We start from the raw sequence: 23,293 nt of genomic DNA, 5'->3' as shown, positions 1-23,293 counted from the left end.
ACTAGACGGCACCCATCTAAGTTCAGACATTAAGTTTGAATATGATGAAGGCATAGTCCAGGGAGTAGTGAAAGCTACACAAACCGGAATCCTTTGGTCCCAGGTTCAAGTCCTGGTGGGCCCACCAGAAATGCAAACCCTCATCAGTAATGGTGGGGGTTTTGTATTTCTGGTGAAAGGGTTTGTGATGGTTGCATCTTTAGAGCTAAAGAGTGCAGGGATTTAAGTGGGGCACTTAATCATATTTTTTTGGTGGCTTCTTGGTGGACTATGGTTCATTAATTGGCCCCAAGACCAATCAAAAGCTTCTATTTCATACCCTACGATCGTAGGGTATGAAATAGGGACTTTCTTCACCACACTGGGAATCATTCATTTATTGTTTATATTCGAGAATGCTCAGAATTTGGTTTGTTCTACTCTTTTTATCGATGGCAGTAACTTGCCTATCGGCTGGCGCCCAAGGAATTGACCAAACACACCCTACATTTGAAGGCTTTTATACCGATTTGGGTCTTGGATATCGCGATATCAATACATCCACTAATTCTGTTTTGACACTCAATGGGTCAGTGATTCCCTCGAGTGTGAACTCAAGCGGATCTAGTCATAGTTTGGCGGTGCTGACTGCAGGATATAACTTTCACGTCACGCAGAATTATTTGTTAGCGATTGGCGCCAATATTTCTCCTGCTAATGGACTAACGCAACAACTCCAAATCCAGGCTCTCAATAAAACAACAACAGTGAGTGGCATTAAGTCTCTTTACAACTATGGATTTTTTCTTTCTCCTGGTTTTAAAACGGAGGATGGCTTGGTATATTTAAAGGTGGGCAAGCAGACGCAAGTGGATAACTCAAATTCAGGCCCTAACTTTAATGGTTACCTATTAGGTCTTGGGTATAAGCAGTTCGTTTGCGGCTCAATTTATTTATTTGGTGAAGCCAACTACTCGCTCTATGAATCTCAGACTACGTCAAGAACTATCGTTTCATCTGGGCGCACAATCAATGCCTCAGTAACTACATCGCCACAAACCACTAGACTACTTTTAGGGCTGGGGTATCAATTTTGATTCTTATCGTAATGGCTAATAAGGATAAGTCTTAAAATACTACGCAATGTCTCGGTACCTAGCCTTCTATTACGCTTCAATTGCATTGATGGTGCTATCAATGCTCATATCAGGTATCCAGCTTTCCAAGGGCGTTGAACGAAACCAAAGTTTTTATCTCATGTCTTATGCTGGTTTGGCCGCTTTTGCAGGAGCCAGTTTAGTGGTTGTAGCCTATTTATTCTTTGGTAATAATTTAGAGCAGTATCGTTTTTTTGAAGAGCTTCCCCCTTCCCTATTCAAGAAATTACTATTTTTGGGCTATCTTATTTTTACCCTATCACTATTGGGTCAGCCTCTTTACTTTAGAGCTTTGCGAAAAAGATTGACAACAAATTTTATTCTTTCTAGCTTGGGGTGCGTATCCCTTTTTTGCCTAATTTTTTTAGAGATTGGTAAAAGAGGAAATTATCTAGATCGATCATTTGCTGTTCATATTTTCTCTATATGTCTTTTGGGTTGGCTGCTTGCCGAAGCTATTACTAGTAACAAGCAGCTCCCAACAGTCTGGTTCAATTTGATTCGTTCTACTTGTTTGATATTTATTGGAGTTATTGTGATCTGGATGACGGTTGTATTTCTTGCCAATCATCAAATCTATATTTTAGGATTCACGTATTCTGATATTGCACAGTTTGATTTTTCTTTTCGCTTTTTAAGAGCGGCTCTTTTTGTATTTCTCCAACTATTAATCCTGATGAACTGGGCGGAGTATTTTTCTCACAATGCTATCAAGGTCAAGATGAGGGATGAGCAGATTCAAGGCCTACTGCTAGAAAAGGATATCTTGATTGAAAATTTATCAAATAAGAACGCTTTAGTAGAGACGGGCGCATTATCTGCAGGCTTGGCCCATGAATTCAATCAATTTTTGGCTAGGATCCAACTTAATAGCGATGAGGTACTCGATAAAATCAATCGCCCCGATGTGAATCTAGAAGATCTTAAGTCTTCTATGGGAAATATCATAAAAGCCAATCACTCAGCTGCTAAGCTCATTATGAGTTTAAAAAAATTATTTCAGTCTGGTAAAGATGCTGCTGTATCCATCAATCTAGACAAGCTAGTTGAAGAGGTGGCATCTCTTTACGTCGATCGAGCTCGAAAATCGACCATTCTGATCGAATTAGATTTGCATGCCAAAGAGCCTATTATCGTCTGGGATTCCCTGATACGCCAAGTCGTGACTAACCTAATCTCGAACGCAATGGAAGCGCTCGATTCGCTAGATCGAGATAATAAAATAATTCGCATTCAGAGTAGATATAGTGAGAAGGGGGGGTATCAACTTTCCGTTACGGATAATGGAGCGGGAATCAGGCCAGCACAAGCAAACAAGTTATTTAGTTTATTTGCTAGTTCTAAATCTTCTGGAACGGGAATTGGACTTTGGTTGTCTCGCTATATTGCTGAGCGCCATCAAGGTTCTTTAACATATGAAAATCTGCCAAATCATGCAGGCGTCACTTTTTTACTGGACATTCCTCCTGGTAAAAAATCAGTTGGTGGGTAATGGAAGTGTGATGTTGATCTAACTCTATACCCTCCCTTCGTTCGCAGGGTATGTTCAATTTTGTTCATTGTTCATAATGCAATTAAACAAGTGAAAATAAATTACTTAAGCAGACAATGAATTCAAAGAAATACATCTTTTTGGTGGAGGATGATGACGAGTTGCGCTCTGACCTAGAGCGGGCTTTGCAGTTTTGTGGCTACACCACTTTCTCCTTTGCTAATCCCGAGCAATTTCTACTGGAATTCAAGCCTTTAGTGCCAGCAGTCCTCATTACCGATATGCGAATGCCAAAGCAATCCGGTGTTGAGTTGCAATCGGAGTTAATTGCAAAAGGCCATAAAATTCCCATCATCTTCATTAGTGGTGAAAGCTCGGATGTGCAAATTATTGCTGCACTGAAGAGTGGCGCAGTCGATTTTTTGCTTAAGCCCTTTAGCCGTGAGGCCCTCTTGGGTGCGGTCGCTAAAGCGATAGAGCTCGATACCATTGCCATGAAAGACTTAATACGCAAAACTCAACTATCTGAAGCTCTTAAAACCTTGTCGCCTCGCGAGCGACAGGTATTTGAACTCTTGGCAAAGGGTTATGGAAATAAAGAGTTAGTCGATGCCCTGGGCATCTCGTTACCAACCGTTAAAGAATACAAGTCAGAAGTAATGTACAAATTACGTTTGCGCTCACTCGCAGAACTCATTGCTTTAAATACAGCGCTAACAAACGCTTAATTTCTACTGATCCCTACTTTCGTAGGGTTATCGCGCGTCTTTCTACTTGTGACAATGGTAGCCATTAGTGCTGGTAGCACTTAACAAACTTTCTCTTGATTGGGCGATTATTTGCATGAAGCAAGATTCTTTTTTTAATCGGGCAGTACTTTACCTTTCAATAAGCCTGATTGGTGTCGGCACTTATTCAGAGGCAGGGGCGCAAGCTGCACCTGATGCAGGTGCATTGCAAAACCAATTAGATTTACAGATTCAACGAGAGTCGCAGGAGCCTTTAGTGCAACCACCAAAGCCTGAGGTGGGTAAACCAGTGGAAAATCGTGGTCCTAAGATTAATGTGTCGCGATTTACTTTTGAAGGCAACGCATTGTTTAGTGCCAAAGAGCTAGATCAAGTCGTAGCACCATGGACCAACAAGACACTACAAATCAGCGAGCTTCAAGATGCAGCAGTTGCTATTCAGGATTTTTACGCTGCTCATAAGCGTATTGCACAAGCAACACTACCTCCTCAAGAGATTAAAGATGGCGTTGTACTTATCAAAATACTAGAAGGCAAGATGGGTTCTGTAGTTGTTGAACCAGTCGATACTAGTAGCCAGACATCGCAGCGTTTTCCTACAGAGAGAGCCAAAGCCTACATCACAACTGGTGTGGCTGGAGAGGTCTATATCAACACCAAAGCAGCTGAGCGCGCTATGTTGCTGCTGAACGAAGTGCCTGGCGTCTCTGCTACTGGAGCATTTGAGCCAGGCAATGATTCAGGATTTACTAACTTCAAGGTCAAAGTATCAGATACTCCTTGGTTTAGTGGACAAGCTGCTGTGAGTAATTACGGCAGTGCGAGCACTGGTGCTGCGCAAGCCATCGCCAGCCTGAGTTTGAATAATCTGTCTGGGATTGGCGACCAAATTAATTTATATGCCATTCAGTCGCAAGGCTCTGGATATGTGGTGGGTAACTATATCGTCCCCATTGACTATGATGGCTGGAAGATGGGCGTTCAAAGTTCTTATTTACAGTACATGACGCTGCCTAATTGGAACTCCTCCATACCATCAGCTGGTTCTGCGGCAACTTTTCAGGCAAATACTACTTATGCACTACAGCGCAGTCAAAGCGCGAACTCCACAGCAAAACTAAGTATTGAGAATCGGTCATACAACAACGTACAAACAGCACCATCAATCATCAATTTAAGTAGTTACCAGCTCACTGCCACGAATGCCAGTATTAGCGGCGATTGGGCAACCTCGGGTGGCTCCATTGTTAACTACTCAGCAGGCTATGTTTTTGGTCATCTAGGTATTCGTGATTTAGCCCAATCACAGCAAGATCAAAACGGTGTGGGTACTGCTGGCAGCTATTCCAAGTGGACCTTTAGCTTGAGTTATGCGCAGGACCTCTCTTTTCTGGGGGATACTACTTGGACCAATTCGGTATACGGGCAACTGGCAAATAAGAACTTAAACTCATCAGAGCAAATCTATTTGGGCGGTGCTTATGGTGTTCGGGCGTATCCAACTTCACAAGGTGGCGGCTCACAAGGCGCTATTTTATCTACTGAGCTGATGCACCGTATCAACCAGAATTGGCAAGTAGGCGCTTTTGGGGACTTGGGGTTGGTGCAACAGTACGTGAACCTCTATTCTGGTTGGCAAGGCTTAACTAATGCCAACAATAATTACCAGTTGGGTGATGCAGGTATTACTGCTAAATTTAATTACGATCATTTACTTGTGAGCGCTTCATTAGCGGCGCGCATCGGTAATAATCCCTTATACAACTCCAGCGGTCAGCAACTAAACGTCGATAACACTTATAAGTCCGTGCAGGGCTGGGTTCGAGCCTCCATTCCGTTTTAATAAATTGCCTCTATTAAGAGCGCTTTATTGGATCTCAATAAAAAAATATTTATCAAAACCCTTCGATCGGAGGGTTGAGGCTTAATACCAACTTCTGAATAATTCGCTTATATCAATTTAAGTTGGGGCCAATCCCTTTGAATAACGCTTCCCGAAATTTGGGAATTTCTTTCTTGTTTAGTAAGAAACATGCACATCGCAATGATGGGCATGGTGTTGGCATGCGCAAAATCGTAATAGCTAGCGTTGCTTTGAGCACAACATTTTTTGTCCTCCCTAACGCTTTTGCAGGCCCCGCAGCAAATGCTCTACCGATCAATGGTCAAGTAGCTGCTGGACAAGCCAGTATTAGTCAATCAGGCAATGTCATGAATGTTAATCAGAGCACGCAACGTGCCGTGATTAATTGGGATAGCTTTAACGTTGGTAAAAATGCCGCGGTGAACTTTAATCAACCCAATGCCAATAGCTCTACATTGAACCGTGTCAACGGCGCAAGCAAATCCATGATCGATGGTGCTGTTCGAGCTAATGGCCAAGTTATTTTCGTAAATCCGAATGGCGTCGTATTTGGTAAAGGCGCTGAAGTGAATACTGGCGGTTTAGTAGCCACCACGATGGATATTAAAGATTCGGATTACATGTCTGGAAAAATGAAATTTTCTGGAGGTGAGTCTGGTAAGGTCATTAATAAAGGCACAATTACTGCTAATGGTGTTAATGGTTATATTGCATTAATGGCACCAGAAGTAAAAAATCAAGGCGTATTAATTGCTAATATTTCTAATTCAAATACCATTGCATTAGTTTCTGGCACAAAAGTTACATTATCTTTTAATGGTAGTCAGTTAACCGATATTAGCGTTGACGCTTCTGCAATTAATAGTTTAATTAGTAACAAGCATGCGATTATTGCTAACGGTGGTCAGATTATTATTGCTGCTAATGCTGCATCGAATTTAAAAGCATCCGTCATTAATAACACCGGCACGATTAATTCTGATTCGATTGCTACATCAGGTGGAAAAGTATTTTTAACTGCTGGTACAGTAAATCAAAATGGCACAGTAAGTGCAAATTCAGAGACTCAAAATGCCGGCCAAGTAGTTATTTCTGGTAATCAAATTAACCTCAATGAGAACTCTAAGACGACTGCAACTGGTGCTACATCAGGCGGTCAAATTCTCATCGGTAAAATAAACGCAAATACTGCGCAAAGCCAAGTAAATGCGGATGTTGTCACTGTTTCGAAAGGCGCAATCATTGATGCCTCAGCGACCCAAAACGGTAATGGCGGCTCCATCTCCATTTGGTCACAAGTTCAAACTACAGTTGCTGGCACGCTTAAGGCAATGGGCGGAGCGATCAGCGGTAATGGTGGCAATATCGATACCAGCTCAGCAAAAACAGTCACTTACGGCAGTTCATTAGTGGTTGATACCACTGCGCCACATGGCAAAACAGGCAATTGGATTACTGATCCTTTGGCCATCATCATTGATACCAATGCGGCAACGGTATTGTCTAATGCATTAAGCACAACGAACGTTACTTTAGATGCCACTGCAGCAACTTGTGGTATGGGTGCGTGTACGCAAAGTGGTACCCCTGTGATCACCTTCTTGGCCGATGTGTATTCCGCCAATCCATTGACTAGTCTGTACCTCAATGCCCAAGGTGGATCTATCAATGTAAATAGCAATGTCACGGCAGGATCCGTCTATGCGGTGGCACAAACGATCAACATCAATGGATCGCTTAATACCAATGGCGGATCGGATTCGAACATCTATTTAGCTGGTGCCATTATTAATATTCTGGGTAACATCAATTCGAACGGTAACAGTAATAACAATACAAATTCAGGTAATTTGAATTCTGCAAATACTGCTACAGCGAATAATCGACGCAATAGTATTAATGGTAAAAATGGCCAAAATGGCTTAACTGCTGATAGCACAATTTATGCTTCAAATGGCGGTTCTATTAATATCATTGCCAGCGGTGATATTAATATTGGCAGCAACACAAATTCGACTAGTTATATTTCTGCGAACGGTCAAAATGGCGGCTTGATTAGTATTGTCACTGTAAACGGCAATATTAATAACTACGGTATTGTGGACGCGGTTGGTAAAAATAACCTTGGTGGTGCTATTACATTAGCAGCCCAGAATACCAATACCTTTAATAGCGCATTAATTGCTGCTGATGGATATACCCAAGGTGGGGTAATTCAGATTGGTGTGGCTAACAGCATTGGTTCAGGTTCTACCTTAGCTCCTCCTTCTATTAACGCCCAAGTTGCTACTTTATTAGCAGCAGTTAATTTCACACCATCAAGCAATATCCTCTCAAGTAATACCTCTTTAGATAACGCCACAGTTATCACAGCAAATGCAGTAAGTAGTAATTCAAGTTCCACCCCTCAAGTAGTTCTCAATTCTCAAGCAGGCCAGATTTATATCGCTGGCAATAATTCTCTAAACACCGCAGCAACCATTCAAGCGAATGCCGATAACGGTGGCTTGATCATTCTCAGCTCCCCAGCGGGTACTTACCAAAATTCTGGTTACATTCAGACAAACGGTGGAGCAGGGCTAGGCGGCACGATTGCTCAGTCAGGCCTTATTAGTACCAGCCTCATTGGCGCGACATTAAAAGCCAATGGCCAACAAGGTGGTGGCAACATCATCACTGGTCGAAATTTCCAAGCAAGTCCTCTTCCGGGTAGCGCAGCAGTAGATGCACTTCTACCCATTATTTCGGCAGTTATTACTGTTTCAACTTCCCAGCTAACGATTATTGATGCCAATAGCACCATAACTGCTAATGCAGTTACGAGTGGCAATGGTGGGAATGTGTTGGTGTGGGGGGATAGCAATTCGATAGCAGGCACCTTGTCTGCAAAAGCAATGGGCACTACTGGTAACGGTGGCTTTATTGAGACTTCAGGTCAGGCCTTAAATGTTGCCGATAGTGCAAATATTTCATCAGCAAGTATTAGTGGATCTGCCGGCACCTGGTTGCTAGATCCCTATGATTTTTATATTGCTCCATCGGGTGGCAATATCACAGGTACTGCATTAAATGCTGCCTTAACCACGAATTCTGTAACCATTACCGTTGCTGCAACATCTCCCTATGTAACATGCACTAATACAACTTGTTCAACTTCTAACAGCTCTGGAACTGGAAGCATCTATGTCAATGATGCTGTGAGTTGGTCGGCAAGAACTTTAACCTTATCTTCTGGTTACAACATTTATGTGGGCACTTCGACAGCTACGGGATCTTTAACTGTTAGTGGCGCAGGTTCATTGGTCCTTATACCCTCTAATGGGATGGCCGGTGGTACGGCAAATGGTTTGGTATTGATGGGCATGGCTAGTACACCTACAGGGGGACCTAACGGTAACGGTTTTAATGGCAGTATCAATCTCAGTGCGACAGATTCAACACGATTGATTGCATCATCGTCTACACCTGTGCTTACAATTAACGGCAACAAATACACTGTTATTACAACTCTGGGTTCTTCTTCGGACTACACCACTAGCAGTAATAACTATACCCTACAGGGATTGGCTGCCAGCAATAATGTGGGTGGTGGCAACTACTTTGCATTCGGTAACGATATTGACGCCTCTGCAACTAGTGCTTGGACAAACTTGAATGGAGGCCTAGGCTTCTTTCCGATTGGCAAGCAGGCCGGCGGCTATACCGGCGGCTGCGATTGTCGTTTTTGGGGTACGCTTGATGGTCTTGGACATGCAGTCACCAATCTCTATGAGTACCGTCCAAATTTGGATCAATATAACAGGGGCAACGTTGGCCTAATTGCATATGCGGTAAGCTCTGCCAGAGTGGCTAATATCGGCGTTACTGGCGCAGTAACAGGGCAGACAGCATTGGGCGGACTTGTTGGCGCCTTCGATAGCCAGACGTACAGCACACCTCAGATTGCTAACTCATATTCGACAGTAAATGTGAGCGTTATCACAGGCGGATCAGCTAGCAGCGTGGGTGGATTAGTAGGTACTGCAGGCTATATAAGCAATAGCTATGCAACCGGCACGGTCAGCGCTACGGGCATCTCTAATGTTGGTGGCTTAGCGGGTTCTGTTCCTAACTATGGCACTTCGACTGTTAAGATATTAAATTCATATGCTACAGGTCAGGTCACAGGCGGATCTTATGTCGGCGGGTTAATTGGAAGTGCTGTTGCCGGTAGCGTCAATACTATTACCAATTCTTACGCAACCGGCAATGTGAGTGGATCGGGCAACAATGTCGGTGGCCTAGTTGGAAATATCTCAGGGCTGACTATTAGTGGAAGCTATGCCAACGGATCTGTATCAGGCGTCAACAATGTCGGTGGGTTAATAGGAGCCGCCAGTTCTAATAGCGTGTTTACTAGTTCATACGCAACTGGGAATATAAGTGGAACGGGCAATAGCGTCGGTGGTCTGGTTGGAAGTATTTCAGGTGGGTCAATTACCGGTGGTTACTCTAGTGGCACTGTATCTGGGGTGAATTTTGTCGGTGGGTTGGTAGGATTTTCCCAGCCTGTAACTGTTTCGACTTCATATGCTACAGGTAACGTAACTCTATTAAGTGGGGGATCTAATGGCGGTGGCTTAGTAGGCTATTTGTATGGTGGATCCATTACATCAAGCTTTGCAACTGGAAATGTTTCTGGTTCAAATGATGTTGGTGGGCTTACTGGGACTACTCAAACTAGCTCAACCATAAAAAATAGTTACGCTGCCGGCAATGTGACTCTAACATCCGCTTTTGGAGAGGCAGGTGGTTTGATTTCCTATTTGCCTGGCAATAGTAGTGACATTATCAGTGGTAACTATGCTTTTGGCACTGTCACTAAAGTGGGCGGTTCAAGCGGGAGTATAGGAGGGCTGATTGGTACAGGTTCAGCCCGTACCTTTGCTGATAATTATTGGAACTCTACTAATAACCCATCTTTTTCTCTAACTACCGGCGGGATAGGTGGCACAGTCACTGCTACAAGTGGTGTTAGCGCGCTTAGCACTTCGTCGATGCAATCAGCCTCCAGTTTTTCTAGTGGTTTTGGCAATGTAAGTGGATCATTTACGGTTGCTTCTGGATGGGGTTACAGTGGCGCAATTCGTCCAACCCCAGTACTTTGTGCTCTTCAAGCTTGCACGAGCTATTCAACATCAATTATTATCGATACGTTTAATGGCTCAGCTGGATCATTTTTAAGCGACTCTGGCTGGTCACTTGGCATTGCTCCAACTGCTGTCAATATTAGCGCCTATACAATTTCAGCAGTAGCAATTGGTTCGGGCGCTGTCACATTTGACATTAACAGCATAAGCTCATACACGCTTCCTATTTCAATTGCTAGTGGCGCATCGCTTTCGTTTACGAACAGTGGTGCATCGACAAATTCTGCTGCAATCTCTAGTCTTATTTCGGGATCTGGCGCAGTTAATACAGCTAGTGGCCTTACGGGAACCATAACCCTCTCTGGTACCAATACGTACACTGGCGGTACTACGGTATCTGGCGGTACCCTACAAGCAGGAAGTACTACTGCCTTTGGTGGGTCTTCTAGTGGAATTACTGTAAGTAGTGGCGCTGCACTAGATCTCAATGGCAAAACATTAGTCAACACCAATGCTTTAACTTTAAATGGTACCGGTATTTCTAATGGTGGCGCACTAACTAATAGTTCTGTTACGGGTGGTACTTATGCTGGTGTCATTACTTTGGGTTCAGATTCATTAATTGGTAGTACGGCTGGTGCCATTACAGTCACTGGTGCCATAGCCTCCGGCGGAAGTGCCTATAACTTAGCACTCGTTGGCAATCAAGCAATCACGCTTAGCAGCGCTACTAATACACTTTCAGCGGTTGCTTCTGGAGCTAGCCTCGGTGCTTTGTCAATTACCAATAACCAGGCGTTGACCATTGGGTCGATGACGATTGGTGGCACAACTTACTCAGGCCTCTCATCAACTGGAACTATTTTAGTAAAAACGATTACCGATAACTTAACAGTTAACAATGCAATTACAACAACTAGCACGTCTTCAAATACATCAACTCCAGCGATTAAATTAGCAGCTGGCTTTAACGATGCGACTTCTAGCACTACCAACAATATTATTTTGGGCGGCAGTTCTTCAAGCTTAATTACTGCTGGAAGTGGTGCCATTATTGCCTTGTACTCTGGATCACCTGTCTCGAGTAGTAATTTAAGTGCATTTGTTGCTGCGCAAACTTCTAATTATCTAAACTACAGTGTTACTACGAGTAATTTGCCGTCTTCGGGCGCTGGATATTATGCGATGTATCGTGGCACACGACCGAACCTTTATGTAATTTTTGGGTCATCTGATACGCCAACTTATGGTTCTGCGCCAACAATTACCTACACATTGAACACGCTAGCCAATGGAGCTGGTACTTCATACCTATCATCTGATAACTCGACCATCAATGTAAGTGGTACAGCCTTATTTAAAGGTAACAACACAACAACAAGCGCAACGAATGTTTCGTTAAGCTCATCTGCAAATGCTGGCACCTATTCCAATGTCTTTTATTTAAGTGGTCTCAGTTCGCCTGTTTATGCAATTTCAGCAGGAACTACCGCAGGTACGTTGACGATTAACCAAATTCAGGCTTATGTAATCATCGCCCCAAGTCAGTCAAGCATTTATGGTGCAACACCAACCGTTAACTACACCTTTAATAGCAATAGTGCTGGTACAGGATCAATAATCTCAGCATCACCTGCTGGACTATCTGGTACAGCAACCATTACCAATGCACCAACGTCATCATCTAATACTGGTACCTATAACCTGACTTATGCCAATGGCCTCAGTTCAACTAACTATGCGTTTAATGCTGCGGCAAGCTCGGTTCCTTATACGGTAAATCAGGCTCAAGCTTATGTAATCATCGCCCCAAGTCAGTCAAGCATTTATGGTGCAACGCCGACGATTAATTACACCTTTAATAGCAATAGTGCTGGTACAGGATCAGTAATCTCAGCAGCACCTGCAGGACTATCTGGTACGGCAACCATTACCAATGCACCAACGTCATCATCTAATGCCGGTACTTACAACCTAACTTACGCCAGCGGCCTGTCATCTACTAACTACGCATTTAATCCTGCGGCGAGTGCTGTTCCTTATACAGTCAATCAAGCTCCTTTAAGCATTACTATTTCAAAAGCCTACAACGGTAGCGCAGGATTTACGAGTGCCAACACCTATAGCTTGAGTGGCACTACTTATAACGGCGATAGTTTGCCAACGATTGCTAGTGGAGCTGCATCGGTTTCAAGCCCTAATGCAACAACCTATACTGGTTTTGCTAGCAATGGTTTGACGCTGAGTAATGCGAATTACACCTTAACGGGTGGCACTGTGTCTGCCACCATTAGCCCCAAGACAATTACTTACACAACATCAGACGCAACAAGTGTTTACGGAACCTTGGCAACTTTAAGCACGCCAGTTTTTGTTGGTTTAGTTGGCAGCGATAATCCCGGTGCGAGCGTAAGTCTCTACAGCGGCACCACACCTGTATCCCTATCGACCACGACCAATACAGGAACGTATGCCCAGCAAGTAGCAATTACCAATGGAAATTATCAAATCGCTTCTACAGGCAATGGGATTGGAAACTTGGTGATTAGTCCGGCAACTTTAGCGATCACTGGGGCAAATAACACCCCGACTTATAACGGTTCTACCCAAACCAATACAGGCGCAACTGTGAGCCTGAATGGGGGGGCTGCAAGCGCTATTAGTGGAACAACCGTTTCTACTGGTATCGGTGCTCAGACATTCACTTTAAGTGGATTGGCTAGTGGATTAAATGCAAGCACCACGGCTATTGCTGATAACTTGAGCATCACCCCCAATGCTGCAAGTGGTGCGATTTCAAGTAACTACAGCATTAGCTATACCAATGGTAGTTTGACGATAGGCAAGGCTAACTTAAGCGTTACCGGTACACAGGTCTATAACGGTACTGCGACAATTGCTGGATCTAGCTTGACAATTTCAGGTGTCGCTGGCCAAACCTTTACGGGCAGCGGTACGGCTGACTTAACTACCAAGAATGTCCAGAGCAATCAGCAATTAGCGAGCGTTAATGGTTTGGTATTAACGCCAAACGGTAGTTTCTTAGTGTCTAACTACAACACGATCAATGTAGCCAACACTAGTGTATCGATTACACCGCTTGCCATTACCTTAACAGCACCATCTATCACCAAAGTCTATGACGGTGGATATACCTATAATATGACGGCTGCTAATTTAGCAACAATGTCTTCTCAGTTAGCTGGTGGGGATACGGTGAGTGCTGCATCTGTTGTCTTTACTGGTAATAATCCAAACGTTGGAACCAATAAATCAGTCAGCTTAAACAGTGCCACCATTAGCGATGGCAATGGCGGCTCAAATTATGCGGTCACTTTAGCTAATTCCAGTACAAGTCAGGTTACGCCCGCAGCCTTAACGATTACTGCGAATAATGCGTCTAAGTTTGTGACGCAGTCCGATACAGTAGGATTTAACGGTGTGGCGTACTCAGGCTTTGTGAACGGTGAAACTGCTAGCTCTGCGCTTAGTGGCACCCTGACGGTTACTCGCAGTAATGCCTCTACTAATGGCGCTGGCTCTTACACAGGTGTTTTAACTCCAGGTGGTGTCGCTGCTAATAATGGCAACTACACTATTACTCCGGTTGCTGGTAATTTCACCATCGTTGCTGCCAATCAACTTTTAGTTCAGGTTACGCCAGTAACCACCACATACGGTACCGCGCCAACGTATACCGCTACTGCGCAATATCTCAGCTGTTCAGTCTCTGGTTGCCCGTCGAGTGGTTCAGTTAATACCATCCATACGCTGAGCCCTGTCATTATCGGTAATGCGTTTAGCGTGAATGATGGCGCTGGTGGAACAGCAGGCTTTACGATTTCACCAACAGGGGCAACTAGCAGTGGTTCTGGTAATACCAATGTGGGTTCTTATCAGTTATCAAACGGTACTATGACGGGTTCGAGTACTAACTTTAGTAATACCCTTGTGCTCACAGGCGCTTTAACCGTAACGCCTTTAACGCTGGCTGCAAATCAATTGGGCGTATCTGGTATCAGCAAGGTATATAACGGCAGCACTACGATTTCTGGGTTAAGCTTAAACACTACTGCAGCGAGTTCATCTATTAAGACTGGTGATGCAGTCGTTATCGCAGGAACAGGTACCTATGCTGATGCCAATGTAGGCACTAGCAAATCAGTGACTGTATCGGTCGGCTTGACTGGTAATGATGCTGGTAACTATGTCCTTTCAAGCAATCAGATAACTGCCAATATCGGCACGATCACCCAATTAGCATCGGTAACCTATACGGGCACTTCGGGCGGCAATTGGTCAAATGCGAGCAACTGGGCAGGCGGGGCTATTCCTACACTGGGTAATGTGGCCACGGTAGTGATTCCAACAGCAACAACTGTTGTGTATGACGCTGCCAACCTGAGCGCTTTAACTCCGACCTCTGCAATCACCGATAACGGAACCCTGAGCTTTACCAGTGGCTTGCCAACCACCTTTGCTAATAACGTCTCTGGTACGGGTTCCATTGCTCAATCTGGTGCTGGCGCATTGACACTTACTGGCGGTAATAGCTATAGCGGCGGCACTACCTTAGCCTCGGGTTCTAGTTTGATTGCTGGCAGTAGCTCCGCATTGGGCACTGGCGCGCTCAATTCTTCTGGAGGAACCTTTAGTACTTCAGGTGTAACTCTCCCTAACCTGACGGTAAATGGTGCAGTGGTTTTAGCTAGCAATATTACAAGCTCTGGTAATCAGGCCTATAACGGCGCTGTGACAATTAACAACTCTGCTAACAGTACGACCTTAAGTTCATCCGCAGGCAATATTACATTTGGTAGCACGCTCAATGCTGGTGCTTCCAATCAATCCTTGGTGCTCAGGGCTGACGCCGGTCAAGTGACTTTCAATGGTCAGGTGGGAGTTACAACCCAGACCTATAACACTGGCACACAAAGTTATAGCCCAACCACCTATAGCGGCTATCAATCGCAATCAAGTAACAATTTGGCTAACTTAACAGTCAGCGCCAATACGATTAACCTAAGTGCGGATATCACCACTCGCTTAACTCAAATCTATAACGGCAGTCTATTGGTAGGGGATAACGGTAGCAACGGCCCAACCCGCGTTTTATTATCAGAAGATCCAGCGATTATCTTTAATGGAACGATTAACGATACTGTCGCTGGTACACACAACTTATTTGTTAAAGCGGTGACCATCGCCAATGAGGCTCCAAGCATCGTCTTTAATGATGTTGTAGGTGGAGTTGCTGCTCTGAAGAGTCTAACTGCTTCTACCGGCGCTCAAGATGCTGCGACTGGTGCGCTGTATAGCGCTATTGATACAACTCCAGCCAATTTGGTGGGCATAGTAACCATTAAGGAAAATGTCTCCACTACAGGTGATCAAACTTATACTGCCAAAGGCTTTACCTTGGGTAATGGCACTGTAAACCAAACCTTGGGCTTGACGACTCAAACGGGTAATATTGCTTTTAATGCTGGCAGCTCCAGTGGTAGCGGCTTTACTCCAGCAGGAAGTGGCCTCATTGTTAGCATCTTCAATGGTGGCGGTACAGTGTCAGGATTATCCGGATCAGGGCTTAATTACAGCGTGACCGATACAACGGCTAGTGCGTCATCTAGTAGTACGACAAGTACGAGTAATTTAACATCTGCTCCATATAGTGATGGTGGAGCATTACAAAATTCATTTAATAATGAATTCACTCAGCTAGCCTCTGAAATTATGTACGATCAATCTGGTGGATCAGTTACCGTTGGATCTCCTAGTGAAGCGTGCGTCATGCGCTATGAGGCGAGTTATTTAAGTTGTGTGCAGTAAAAAATGCAGACTTTTAGTGGCTTTGCTGCGCTTTTACAATAAGTCATCATAAGATCACTAGATGCGTTTTGCCAGTATTTATATCCCCAGCTATGCGCGTCAAGAGCCAACATCTAAGGAGTTTTTAGAAAAATACTGGCGTATATTGCTGTTGGTATTAGCACTTCATGCTGTCATTTTTTCTCTATTGTCTATCAAGCAAACAGGCAAGAGTGAGCTCAATGATGAGCTGCAAATCGATTTAAGTAATCCAGTAGTTATTCCTAAAAGTATTCTTGAGAAGACCATCTCGCCTCAATCAGAGCAAAAGCAAGCGGCTGCTTCTAGAGCAGATAGCATCAAGCCTGCTACACAATCCTTGCCAATCGAAGCTCCACAAAATACGGACAACACACCGGTGGTGAAGTTTAACGAGGGGATCATTAAGCCTATACAGGCTATTAAACCCATTAAGGTTGAGCCGATACCGGAAAAGCTACTGCCAGCAATCGAAGTACAAAAGCCAGAAGAAAAAAAGGTTCAGCCTCAAAGGGAGGCTCAGCAAGAGGTAGTGGTAAATAAAGTCGATCTAAAACAAGCTGAGCCAAAGTCAGCGGACGTGATTGCCCCGACTTTGCCTGCAATGGTAGATAAAAAGAATAAAGATAAAGATGCGCCTGAAGTTGCGCCACCTAGTAAAGGCGCTGGTACATCAAGCGCTTCTGATGAAGTTGCAAAATCAGGCGGAACGCCATCTGCCAGTAGTGCCCCTAGCAGTGCCTCAAGCGGTGCCTCAAGTAGTGGCTCCAGTGGACCACAATCAGGAGGTCAGCTAGGTGCTCAGTCAAATAATCAGTCAAGCAATCAACCCAGCGCTCAAGCTTCATCTTCTGGCAATGAAATGCAAGCCCAGTTATCCGGTGGCAAAGCGCAATCAGCAGGCTCATCTAGCGGAACAGCTGATGCAGACTACAAGTCAGAAAGTTTGCGAAATGCCCAGCCGCGTTACCCAATCTATTCTCGTAAGATGCGCCAAGAGGGTGTAGTCATCATTACCGCAGAGGTATTGACCGATGGCAGCGCAACAGATGTGCGAATGGCCGCTAGTAGTGGCATTAAGTTGTTAGATGAAGCGGCGCTTGAGACTGTTAGGCAGTGGCGTTTTATACCCGCTAAAAGAGATGGTATGCCTTATGTACAAAGACTGCGCATCCCGGTCACCTTTAGTTTAAATAGCAGATGAAGAAAGTCATTATGAATGTGAATGCAAATGTTATTAGTATCGTGTTGGGCTTACTCGTCTTACTCTCCATCTTTACCTGGGTTTTGGCGCTATATAAGTTCTTGCAAAGTCGAAAAGTAAGTCAAAATGACCGAGCATTTTCTAAGTCTTTCTGGAGTTATGATAATTGGGAGGTGGCAAGGTCTGCCGTGGTGGATAACAAGACTGATTTGGGACAAATAGCTAATGCTGGCTTTATTGTCTATGACGAATACTTAAGTAACCCACACTCATTAAGGCATGCCGGTGAGGTCAATGAAGTGTTAGAGCGCCCCTTACAACAAAAAGCAGAAGAAATCATGCGACAGCGTGAAAAGGGTTTAAACGAGTTGGCGTCGATTGGTTCGCTCTCACCATTTATTGGTTTATTTGGTACGGTTTGGGGGATTATGGATGCCCTCAAAGCCATTGGTGATTCAGGGCAGGCTAGTATTGATATGGTGGCTGGGCCGATTGGTGAGGCACTCATTTCTACAGCAATTGGTATTGCAGTGGCTTTGCCAGCAGTGTTTTTCTACAATTACTTTGTACGTCAATTAAGGCTAACTAGTACCAATATGGATGGCTTTATCAATGATTTTTTGCGCTTGGCTGTTGCTCAGGTGAAAAAAATACATCATTGATTGGGGAAATGCAATGGCTATGAAATTAGATCGCGGTAGCATGCAAACAATGGCAGAAATCAATGTCACGCCTTTGGTTGATGTGATGTTGGTGTTACTAGTGATTTTTATTGTGACTGCGCCTTTGTTAGTGCCGCAATCAATGAAAGTTAATTTACCCAAAACAGTAGAGCTCAATAAGGCAGTGCCAACAAAGAATTCTGTATTGGCAGTGGATTCAAATGGACATATTCAGTTTGATGACAAAGCTATCAATGATTCTGAACTAGTAGAGATATTCAAGGCAAAGGCAGGCCCTAATTTTCAGGTACAGATTCAGGCGGATCAAGCAGTGCCTTATGGGCGGGTAGCTGAAATTATGGCTTTGGCCCAAACCAACGGGGTGACAAAGATTAGCTTTGCTACTACTTCAAATATTAAAAGAAAATTACCTTACAAATAAGCGTTACTTAAAGTAACGCTTATCAAACCTAAGAAAATACTGTTTGAAGCAACGAAGTGTTAGGTGGTTGCTCCAAAAATCCTTTAGATCTTGTAACCAAAGACCGATAGAACGGTTCTTCTAAATCCACGAATTTGCTTACACATTTGCATACACACCGACACTGACCGCCCGCAGACCCCCTGTTTATATGGGTCTACTTTGGGTGTCTGCACTCATAATCCTTTGGTCCCAGGTTCAAGTCCTGGTGGGCCCACCAGAAATGAAAATACCAACCTTCGGGTTGGTATTTTTTTGAGCGCTACTTTAAGTAACAGTGTAATTTAGTAACTAAATTGTTTTACAACTTAAGAGTAACTAAATGGAGATGGGAAAGGTCTGCCGTAAGGAACTCCCCCTCGAATAGTCTGAAATGGTACAAAGGCCATTTGTCCAAGGCGTTTATTACCTTTTGTATCTAGCCATTCTGTTGGCTTTTCAACCAAATCAAATATCGTAATATCAGCACTCGCTCCATTTTTAAGTGTTCCCAATAATGGATCTCGATTAATGATTTTCCCTGGGTGACTCGTTGTCATAGCAATAACTTCATTTACAGCAAACCCAAGGGTTAAAAACTTGCTCATCACATTCGGAAGATAGGGAATACTAGGGGAGTTACCGCTATAGGCATGAAGATCGCTTGAAATAGTGTTTGGGATTAGGCCTTGCTGTATTGCTGGCTCAGCGATAGTGAAATCGAAGCTTCCGCCACCATGACCAACATCAATAATGACACCTCGCTTTTTGGCCTCCAATGCTGCAGCAATGAGCTTGCCATTTTGTACCGTATTGTTGCCGGCGCCGCTGTATGCGTGCGTCAAAATATCTCCAGGTCTTAGAGTATCAAGTAAGACGCTTAAGTCCCCAGGCGCATTTCCAATATGGCACATGACTCTAGCTCCCTTGACTCCAGAGCGCTCTGCAGCAAGAACGGCCCTTCGAAGAGGTTCGATGCCGTTTTCTCCAACCACATCAAGGGATTCTCTAACTTTGATTCCTAACAGGATGTCAGGATTTTCATTGAGTGTTCGAGCGGCTAGATCAATATTTGCATACTCAATATTCTTCATTTCGCCAACAGGAAATCCTGCAAGTCCAATGGATGAAATATGGAGAAAGGCGTACATACGACTTCTTGCCTGAGCTGCAATGTAATGTTTAAAAGCTGAAAAATTATTTGCACCTGCATCACCTGCATCAACAAAGGTTGTTGTCCCAGTAAGATAAACCAACTCATCTGCTGGTAATCCTATTGCAGATGCTTGAGGGTAGCAATGTGCATGAAGGTCAATTAGTCCTGGTGTGATGATTTTGCCGCTTGCATTGATGGTTTGCGCTGATTTTTTAGTCAGCTGAGGTTTGATTTCAACAATTTTTTGATTACGTATTCCAATATCAGCAATTTGGTCGAATTTTTGGGAGGGATCAATGACTCTGCCGCCAGTAATTATCAAGTCATACCCATCTATGGGGCCAAGCCCTTGCTGCCCAAATGAATTGATTGGATTAATTAACAAGGGTGCAGAAGCAATGCCTAAAATATTTTGCAGGGCGCTACGACGCTTTAGATTCATTATTAACTCCTCTGACAATTTAAATTTACTGATTCTTTGAAGTAACATGCTTTTCAATCCAAGTACTCAGTAACGCAGCCAGCTCAATTGAATTATTATCTTGCATCAACATATGTGTATTTCCTTTTATGCCAATTTCGGGAAGAACAAGCAATTCAACTTTGCCGCCTTGCGCATTAACTTTGGCAACAAATTCTCGGCAAGCTTTTAGTCGCGGAGCCCATCTGGTTGATAGTTCAACAAAATCTCCAAACATGATCAGCGAAGGTATTCTCAAGTAAGGTGTCAGATCAGAATCTGCTGAGGGGCATGCGGCCGGCTCAATTGAAATAATTCCGGCAATACCATCGTTACTAATTTTGGCGGAATTAAATGGAAAAATACCAGACTGTGAATGGCTGATTAATACGGTTTTTTTGAGTTCTTTTGATAGCGTTGACAATGCTACTGGTGTAGCGTTAGGCTCCTCGAGTCCATAGTACCAGTCGGCTACCATCTGTTGCCAAAGACCTTGTTGGGCGGCAATTGGAAATCTTTGATTCTCAAACGTCTTTGGATATTCAGCACCAAAACGAAAGATTTGCCAGGCACCCTCATGGCTAGCGGCAATTACAGTCGGTAATTTTTCAGGTGGCACTTGATTGGTTTTTACTGCATTGATTTGAGAGGCAGAATTGACTGCAGAGCGGCCACGTCCAACTTGATCAATGACATAAGTTGGAAAGCCTCTGCGGACAAAATATTCGTTCCATCCCATGCGATTATCTGGAGTTGATTCCCAGGTCTTGCCTGTTAGGCAGCAACCATGGATTAGGACAACTGAGGTCGACTTAGCTTTAACAGGAATTTGATATGCTACATACATCTGATCCAGAGTGATCGTTCCTTTGGAACCAAAGGCTGACATAGTTGATAGAGTATCAGATGTGACATCCTGACCACCAACAAAGAAACTTCCCTGCTTACTAATAATGAGAGGTGCTTTTAGAGCTGAATCTAAAAGAGGTGTGATGGGGTAGTTTTGGGAAAATGCGGACTGTGTAATACATGCGCTCGCTATTAGCATTAAGAAACGTGCCAAATATACATTGATCTTCATTAGATCTCCTTTTTAATTTTAATTTAATTGAATGACCTCTTTGTCTGAGGCATTCTTATATTTGATGTCTGCGTTATTACGATATCGTAGGTTAAAGGTTTTGGGGTTAGTACTAGGACATCTGATGAATTAGTCAGCAGAAATTCTTGTGCATTGCAATATTTTATAAATAGGCTTGAGTGAAATGATACAAAATGATCATTAATTGGCTTTTGGAGGCGAGCTTATTTTTTGACAACTTTTCTCTAGTAAAAACCTCATAACAGCGCGCGACTAGACGGCACCCATCTAAGTCGAGCAATCGATATGATGAAGGCATAGTCTAGGGAGTAGTGAAAGCTACACAAACCAGAATCCCTTTTCACCCAGGTTAAATTCCTAGTGGGCCCACCAGAAAGGTAAACCCTCATCAGCAATGGTGAGGGTTTTGTCTTTTGAATGTTGCCGTATTATCAGGGCTTGAATCTCACTGAGGAAGTTAATGAATACATTTGATGCAATCCGCGAACGTAGGGCCGTTAAGTACTTTGACCCAAGCCATGAATTTACTAAGCAAGAGACAGAGCAGTTGCTTGACCTTGCGATGCAGGCACCATCCTCATTCAATATCCAGCACTGGCGTTTAGTTAATGTTACAGACAAGGCTTTAAGAGCAAAATTACGAGAAGCTGCTCATGATCAGGCTCAAGTTACTGATGGATCCCTATTATTTGTAGTAACTGTGGATATCAAGGCTTGGGAAAAAGATCCTGCTCGATATTGGGTAAATGCACCCAAAGAAGCTCAAGATGTATTGGTTCCTTGGATTCATCCTTTTTATGCTGAAAAAGAGCAATTACAAAGAGATGAAGCAATGCGATCAGCTGGCATCATGCTGCAAACTATGATGCTCTCAGCCAAAGCGATGGGTTATGACTCGTGCCCAATGGTTGGCTTTGATTTTGATAAGGTCGCCGAATTGATTCATTTGCCTAAAGACTATGCCATTGCTGCAATGTTGGTCGTTGGTAAGGGCATTAAACCAGCATGGCCTAAACCTGGATTTATCCCTAAGTCAGAAATGTTGATTGAAAACCATTTTTAAACTGATATGTTCTGAATGGGTTTGAACGGCATAAGAAATTTAACCTAAGCCCAGGTCCTAGTAGGTTAATTAAAGCTCTCATCAGAAATGGTGAGGGCTTTATATTTTTATATGGCTCTATTGGGTTTGGCACTCAAATGAAGTCTTATTGCTTGCAGACTCTATTGGCGATACCAGTGTAATTAAGGCTATTCTCTTGACGCCTCAATCACTATATTTAAGCTTATTTCATCACCAACAAATGGTACATATTTTCCTAGATCAAATTCAGAGCGACTTAACTTCGCACTTGCGTTAGCGCCACACATATATTTCAAAGTAATAAAGTTACGACTGCAAGCAAAGTTACTTACTTCAATATTGACAGGTTTGGTAATGCCTTTAATAGTCAGCTCGCCTGAGAGTGATGTAATAGCCTGATTATTGAATGTAACCTTATCAGAAGTGAATTTGGCTACAGGAAATTTTTCAGAATTAAAGTAACTTTCGCTTCTAAGTAACTTGTTAAAGGTATCGGAGCCTGTACTGACTGAGCCGGTCTCAATAGCAACATCTATAGCGCCGCCATCCATTTGGTCATTCAGCGTAATAGTTCCATTCACCCTATCAAAACGACTGGTTTGAATTGAGTAAGCTAAATGTTTGTAGCTAAAGCTAACAAAGGTGTGCTCAGGATCAGTTATATAAATTTCTGCTGCTTGTGCCGAGGAAGTCACTAAGGTCAGGAGCAAAGCAGTTATATAAAAAAAGTTCATTAGATATTTTAGGTGTTGATATGAGAATGTGCTGAATCAGCGCCCCTATCCTCAATAGGGGCCTAAATACCTTGTTTCTAGTCTTTCTGAATCGCTACTACTTCTATAGACACTTTCTAGCCTAATATTTAGTCTATTAGGAGGTGTGTCATGAGTACAAGAAGACGGTTTACTGAAGAGTTCAAGTTAGAGGCAGTCAAACAGGTAGTTGAAC

At 43.5% G+C, this 23,293-nt stretch carries 14 protein-coding genes; 11 read left to right on the top strand and 3 right to left on the bottom strand.

Features of this window, described 5'->3' with window-relative positions:
- From ICN39_RS10860 to ICN39_RS10820, 9 genes are all read left to right on the top strand, one after another.
- A partial coding sequence (locus ICN39_RS10860) for a hypothetical protein (protein WP_216234127.1) occupies window positions 1–226 on the top strand: 226 nt, incomplete at its 5' end.
- Window positions 227–431: 205 nt separating this feature from the next.
- Window positions 432–1,076 carry an outer membrane beta-barrel protein gene (locus ICN39_RS10855; RefSeq protein WP_216234126.1) on the top strand — a complete coding sequence of 215 codons (645 nt, stop codon included), beginning with the start codon at window positions 432–434 and terminating at the stop codon, window positions 1,074–1,076.
- 46 nt (window positions 1,077–1,122) lie between these two features.
- Complete coding sequence (locus ICN39_RS10850; RefSeq protein WP_216234125.1) at window positions 1,123–2,628, top strand: sensor histidine kinase; 1,506 nt, start codon at window positions 1,123–1,125, stop codon at window positions 2,626–2,628.
- Window positions 2,629–2,744: 116 nt separating this feature from the next.
- The gene (locus ICN39_RS10845) at window positions 2,745–3,356 is read left to right on the top strand and encodes a response regulator transcription factor (protein ID WP_216234124.1); all 612 of its coding nucleotides are present in this window, start codon (window positions 2,745–2,747) and stop codon (window positions 3,354–3,356) included.
- A gap of 115 nt (window positions 3,357–3,471) precedes the next feature.
- On the top strand, window positions 3,472–5,220 hold the full coding sequence (locus tag ICN39_RS10840) for a ShlB/FhaC/HecB family hemolysin secretion/activation protein (RefSeq protein WP_216234123.1): 1,749 nt from the start codon (window positions 3,472–3,474) through the stop codon (window positions 5,218–5,220).
- 137 nt (window positions 5,221–5,357) lie between these two features.
- Window positions 5,358–16,199: an S-layer family protein gene (locus ICN39_RS10835; RefSeq protein WP_216234122.1), complete on the top strand. Its 10,842-nt coding sequence runs from the start codon at window positions 5,358–5,360 to the stop codon at window positions 16,197–16,199.
- A 61-nt stretch (window positions 16,200–16,260) separates the two neighbouring features.
- Window positions 16,261–17,421, top strand: coding sequence for an energy transducer TonB (locus ICN39_RS10830; protein WP_216234121.1), 1,161 nt, complete (start codon window positions 16,261–16,263; stop codon window positions 17,419–17,421).
- Window positions 17,418–18,083 carry a MotA/TolQ/ExbB proton channel family protein gene (locus ICN39_RS10825; RefSeq protein ID WP_216234120.1) on the top strand — a complete coding sequence of 222 codons (666 nt, stop codon included), beginning with the start codon at window positions 17,418–17,420 and terminating at the stop codon, window positions 18,081–18,083. The genes ICN39_RS10830 and ICN39_RS10825 overlap by 4 nt, the downstream gene beginning before the upstream one ends.
- Window positions 18,084–18,096: 13 nt before the next feature.
- A complete protein-coding gene (locus tag ICN39_RS10820; RefSeq protein WP_071467374.1) occupies window positions 18,097–18,525 on the top strand; it encodes a biopolymer transporter ExbD in 429 nt (142 codons plus the stop codon).
- A 347-nt stretch (window positions 18,526–18,872) separates the two neighbouring features.
- On the opposite strand, the gene ICN39_RS10815 is transcribed toward ICN39_RS10820, so the two are convergent.
- Both ICN39_RS10815 and ICN39_RS10810 read right to left on the bottom strand, forming a co-directional pair.
- A complete protein-coding gene (locus ICN39_RS10815; protein ID WP_216234119.1) occupies window positions 18,873–20,141 on the bottom strand; it encodes an amidohydrolase/deacetylase family metallohydrolase in 1,269 nt (422 codons plus the stop codon).
- 25 nt (window positions 20,142–20,166) lie between these two features.
- On the bottom strand, window positions 20,167–21,240 hold the full coding sequence (locus tag ICN39_RS10810) for an esterase (protein WP_216234118.1): 1,074 nt from the start codon (window positions 21,238–21,240) through the stop codon (window positions 20,167–20,169).
- A gap of 481 nt (window positions 21,241–21,721) precedes the next feature.
- Between ICN39_RS10810 and ICN39_RS10805 the strand changes: the two genes are divergently transcribed.
- The gene (locus tag ICN39_RS10805) at window positions 21,722–22,324 is read left to right on the top strand and encodes a nitroreductase family protein (RefSeq protein ID WP_216234117.1); all 603 of its coding nucleotides are present in this window, start codon (window positions 21,722–21,724) and stop codon (window positions 22,322–22,324) included.
- A gap of 188 nt (window positions 22,325–22,512) precedes the next feature.
- Here ICN39_RS10805 and ICN39_RS10800 read toward each other — a convergent pair whose 3' ends face one another.
- Window positions 22,513–23,079, bottom strand: a complete 567-nt coding sequence (locus ICN39_RS10800) for a YceI family protein (protein ID WP_216234116.1) — start codon at window positions 23,077–23,079, stop codon at window positions 22,513–22,515.
- 150 nt (window positions 23,080–23,229) lie between these two features.
- Here ICN39_RS10800 and ICN39_RS11295 point away from each other — a divergent pair.
- A partial coding sequence (locus ICN39_RS11295) for a transposase (RefSeq protein ID WP_223146557.1) occupies window positions 23,230–23,293 on the top strand: 64 nt, incomplete at its 3' end.

The sequence above is a fragment of the Polynucleobacter sp. AP-Reno-20A-A9 genome (assembly GCF_018882085.1).
Taxonomy (GTDB): Bacteria; Pseudomonadota; Gammaproteobacteria; order Burkholderiales; family Burkholderiaceae; genus Polynucleobacter.
This window is presented reverse-complemented; position numbering and strand designations above follow the sequence as displayed.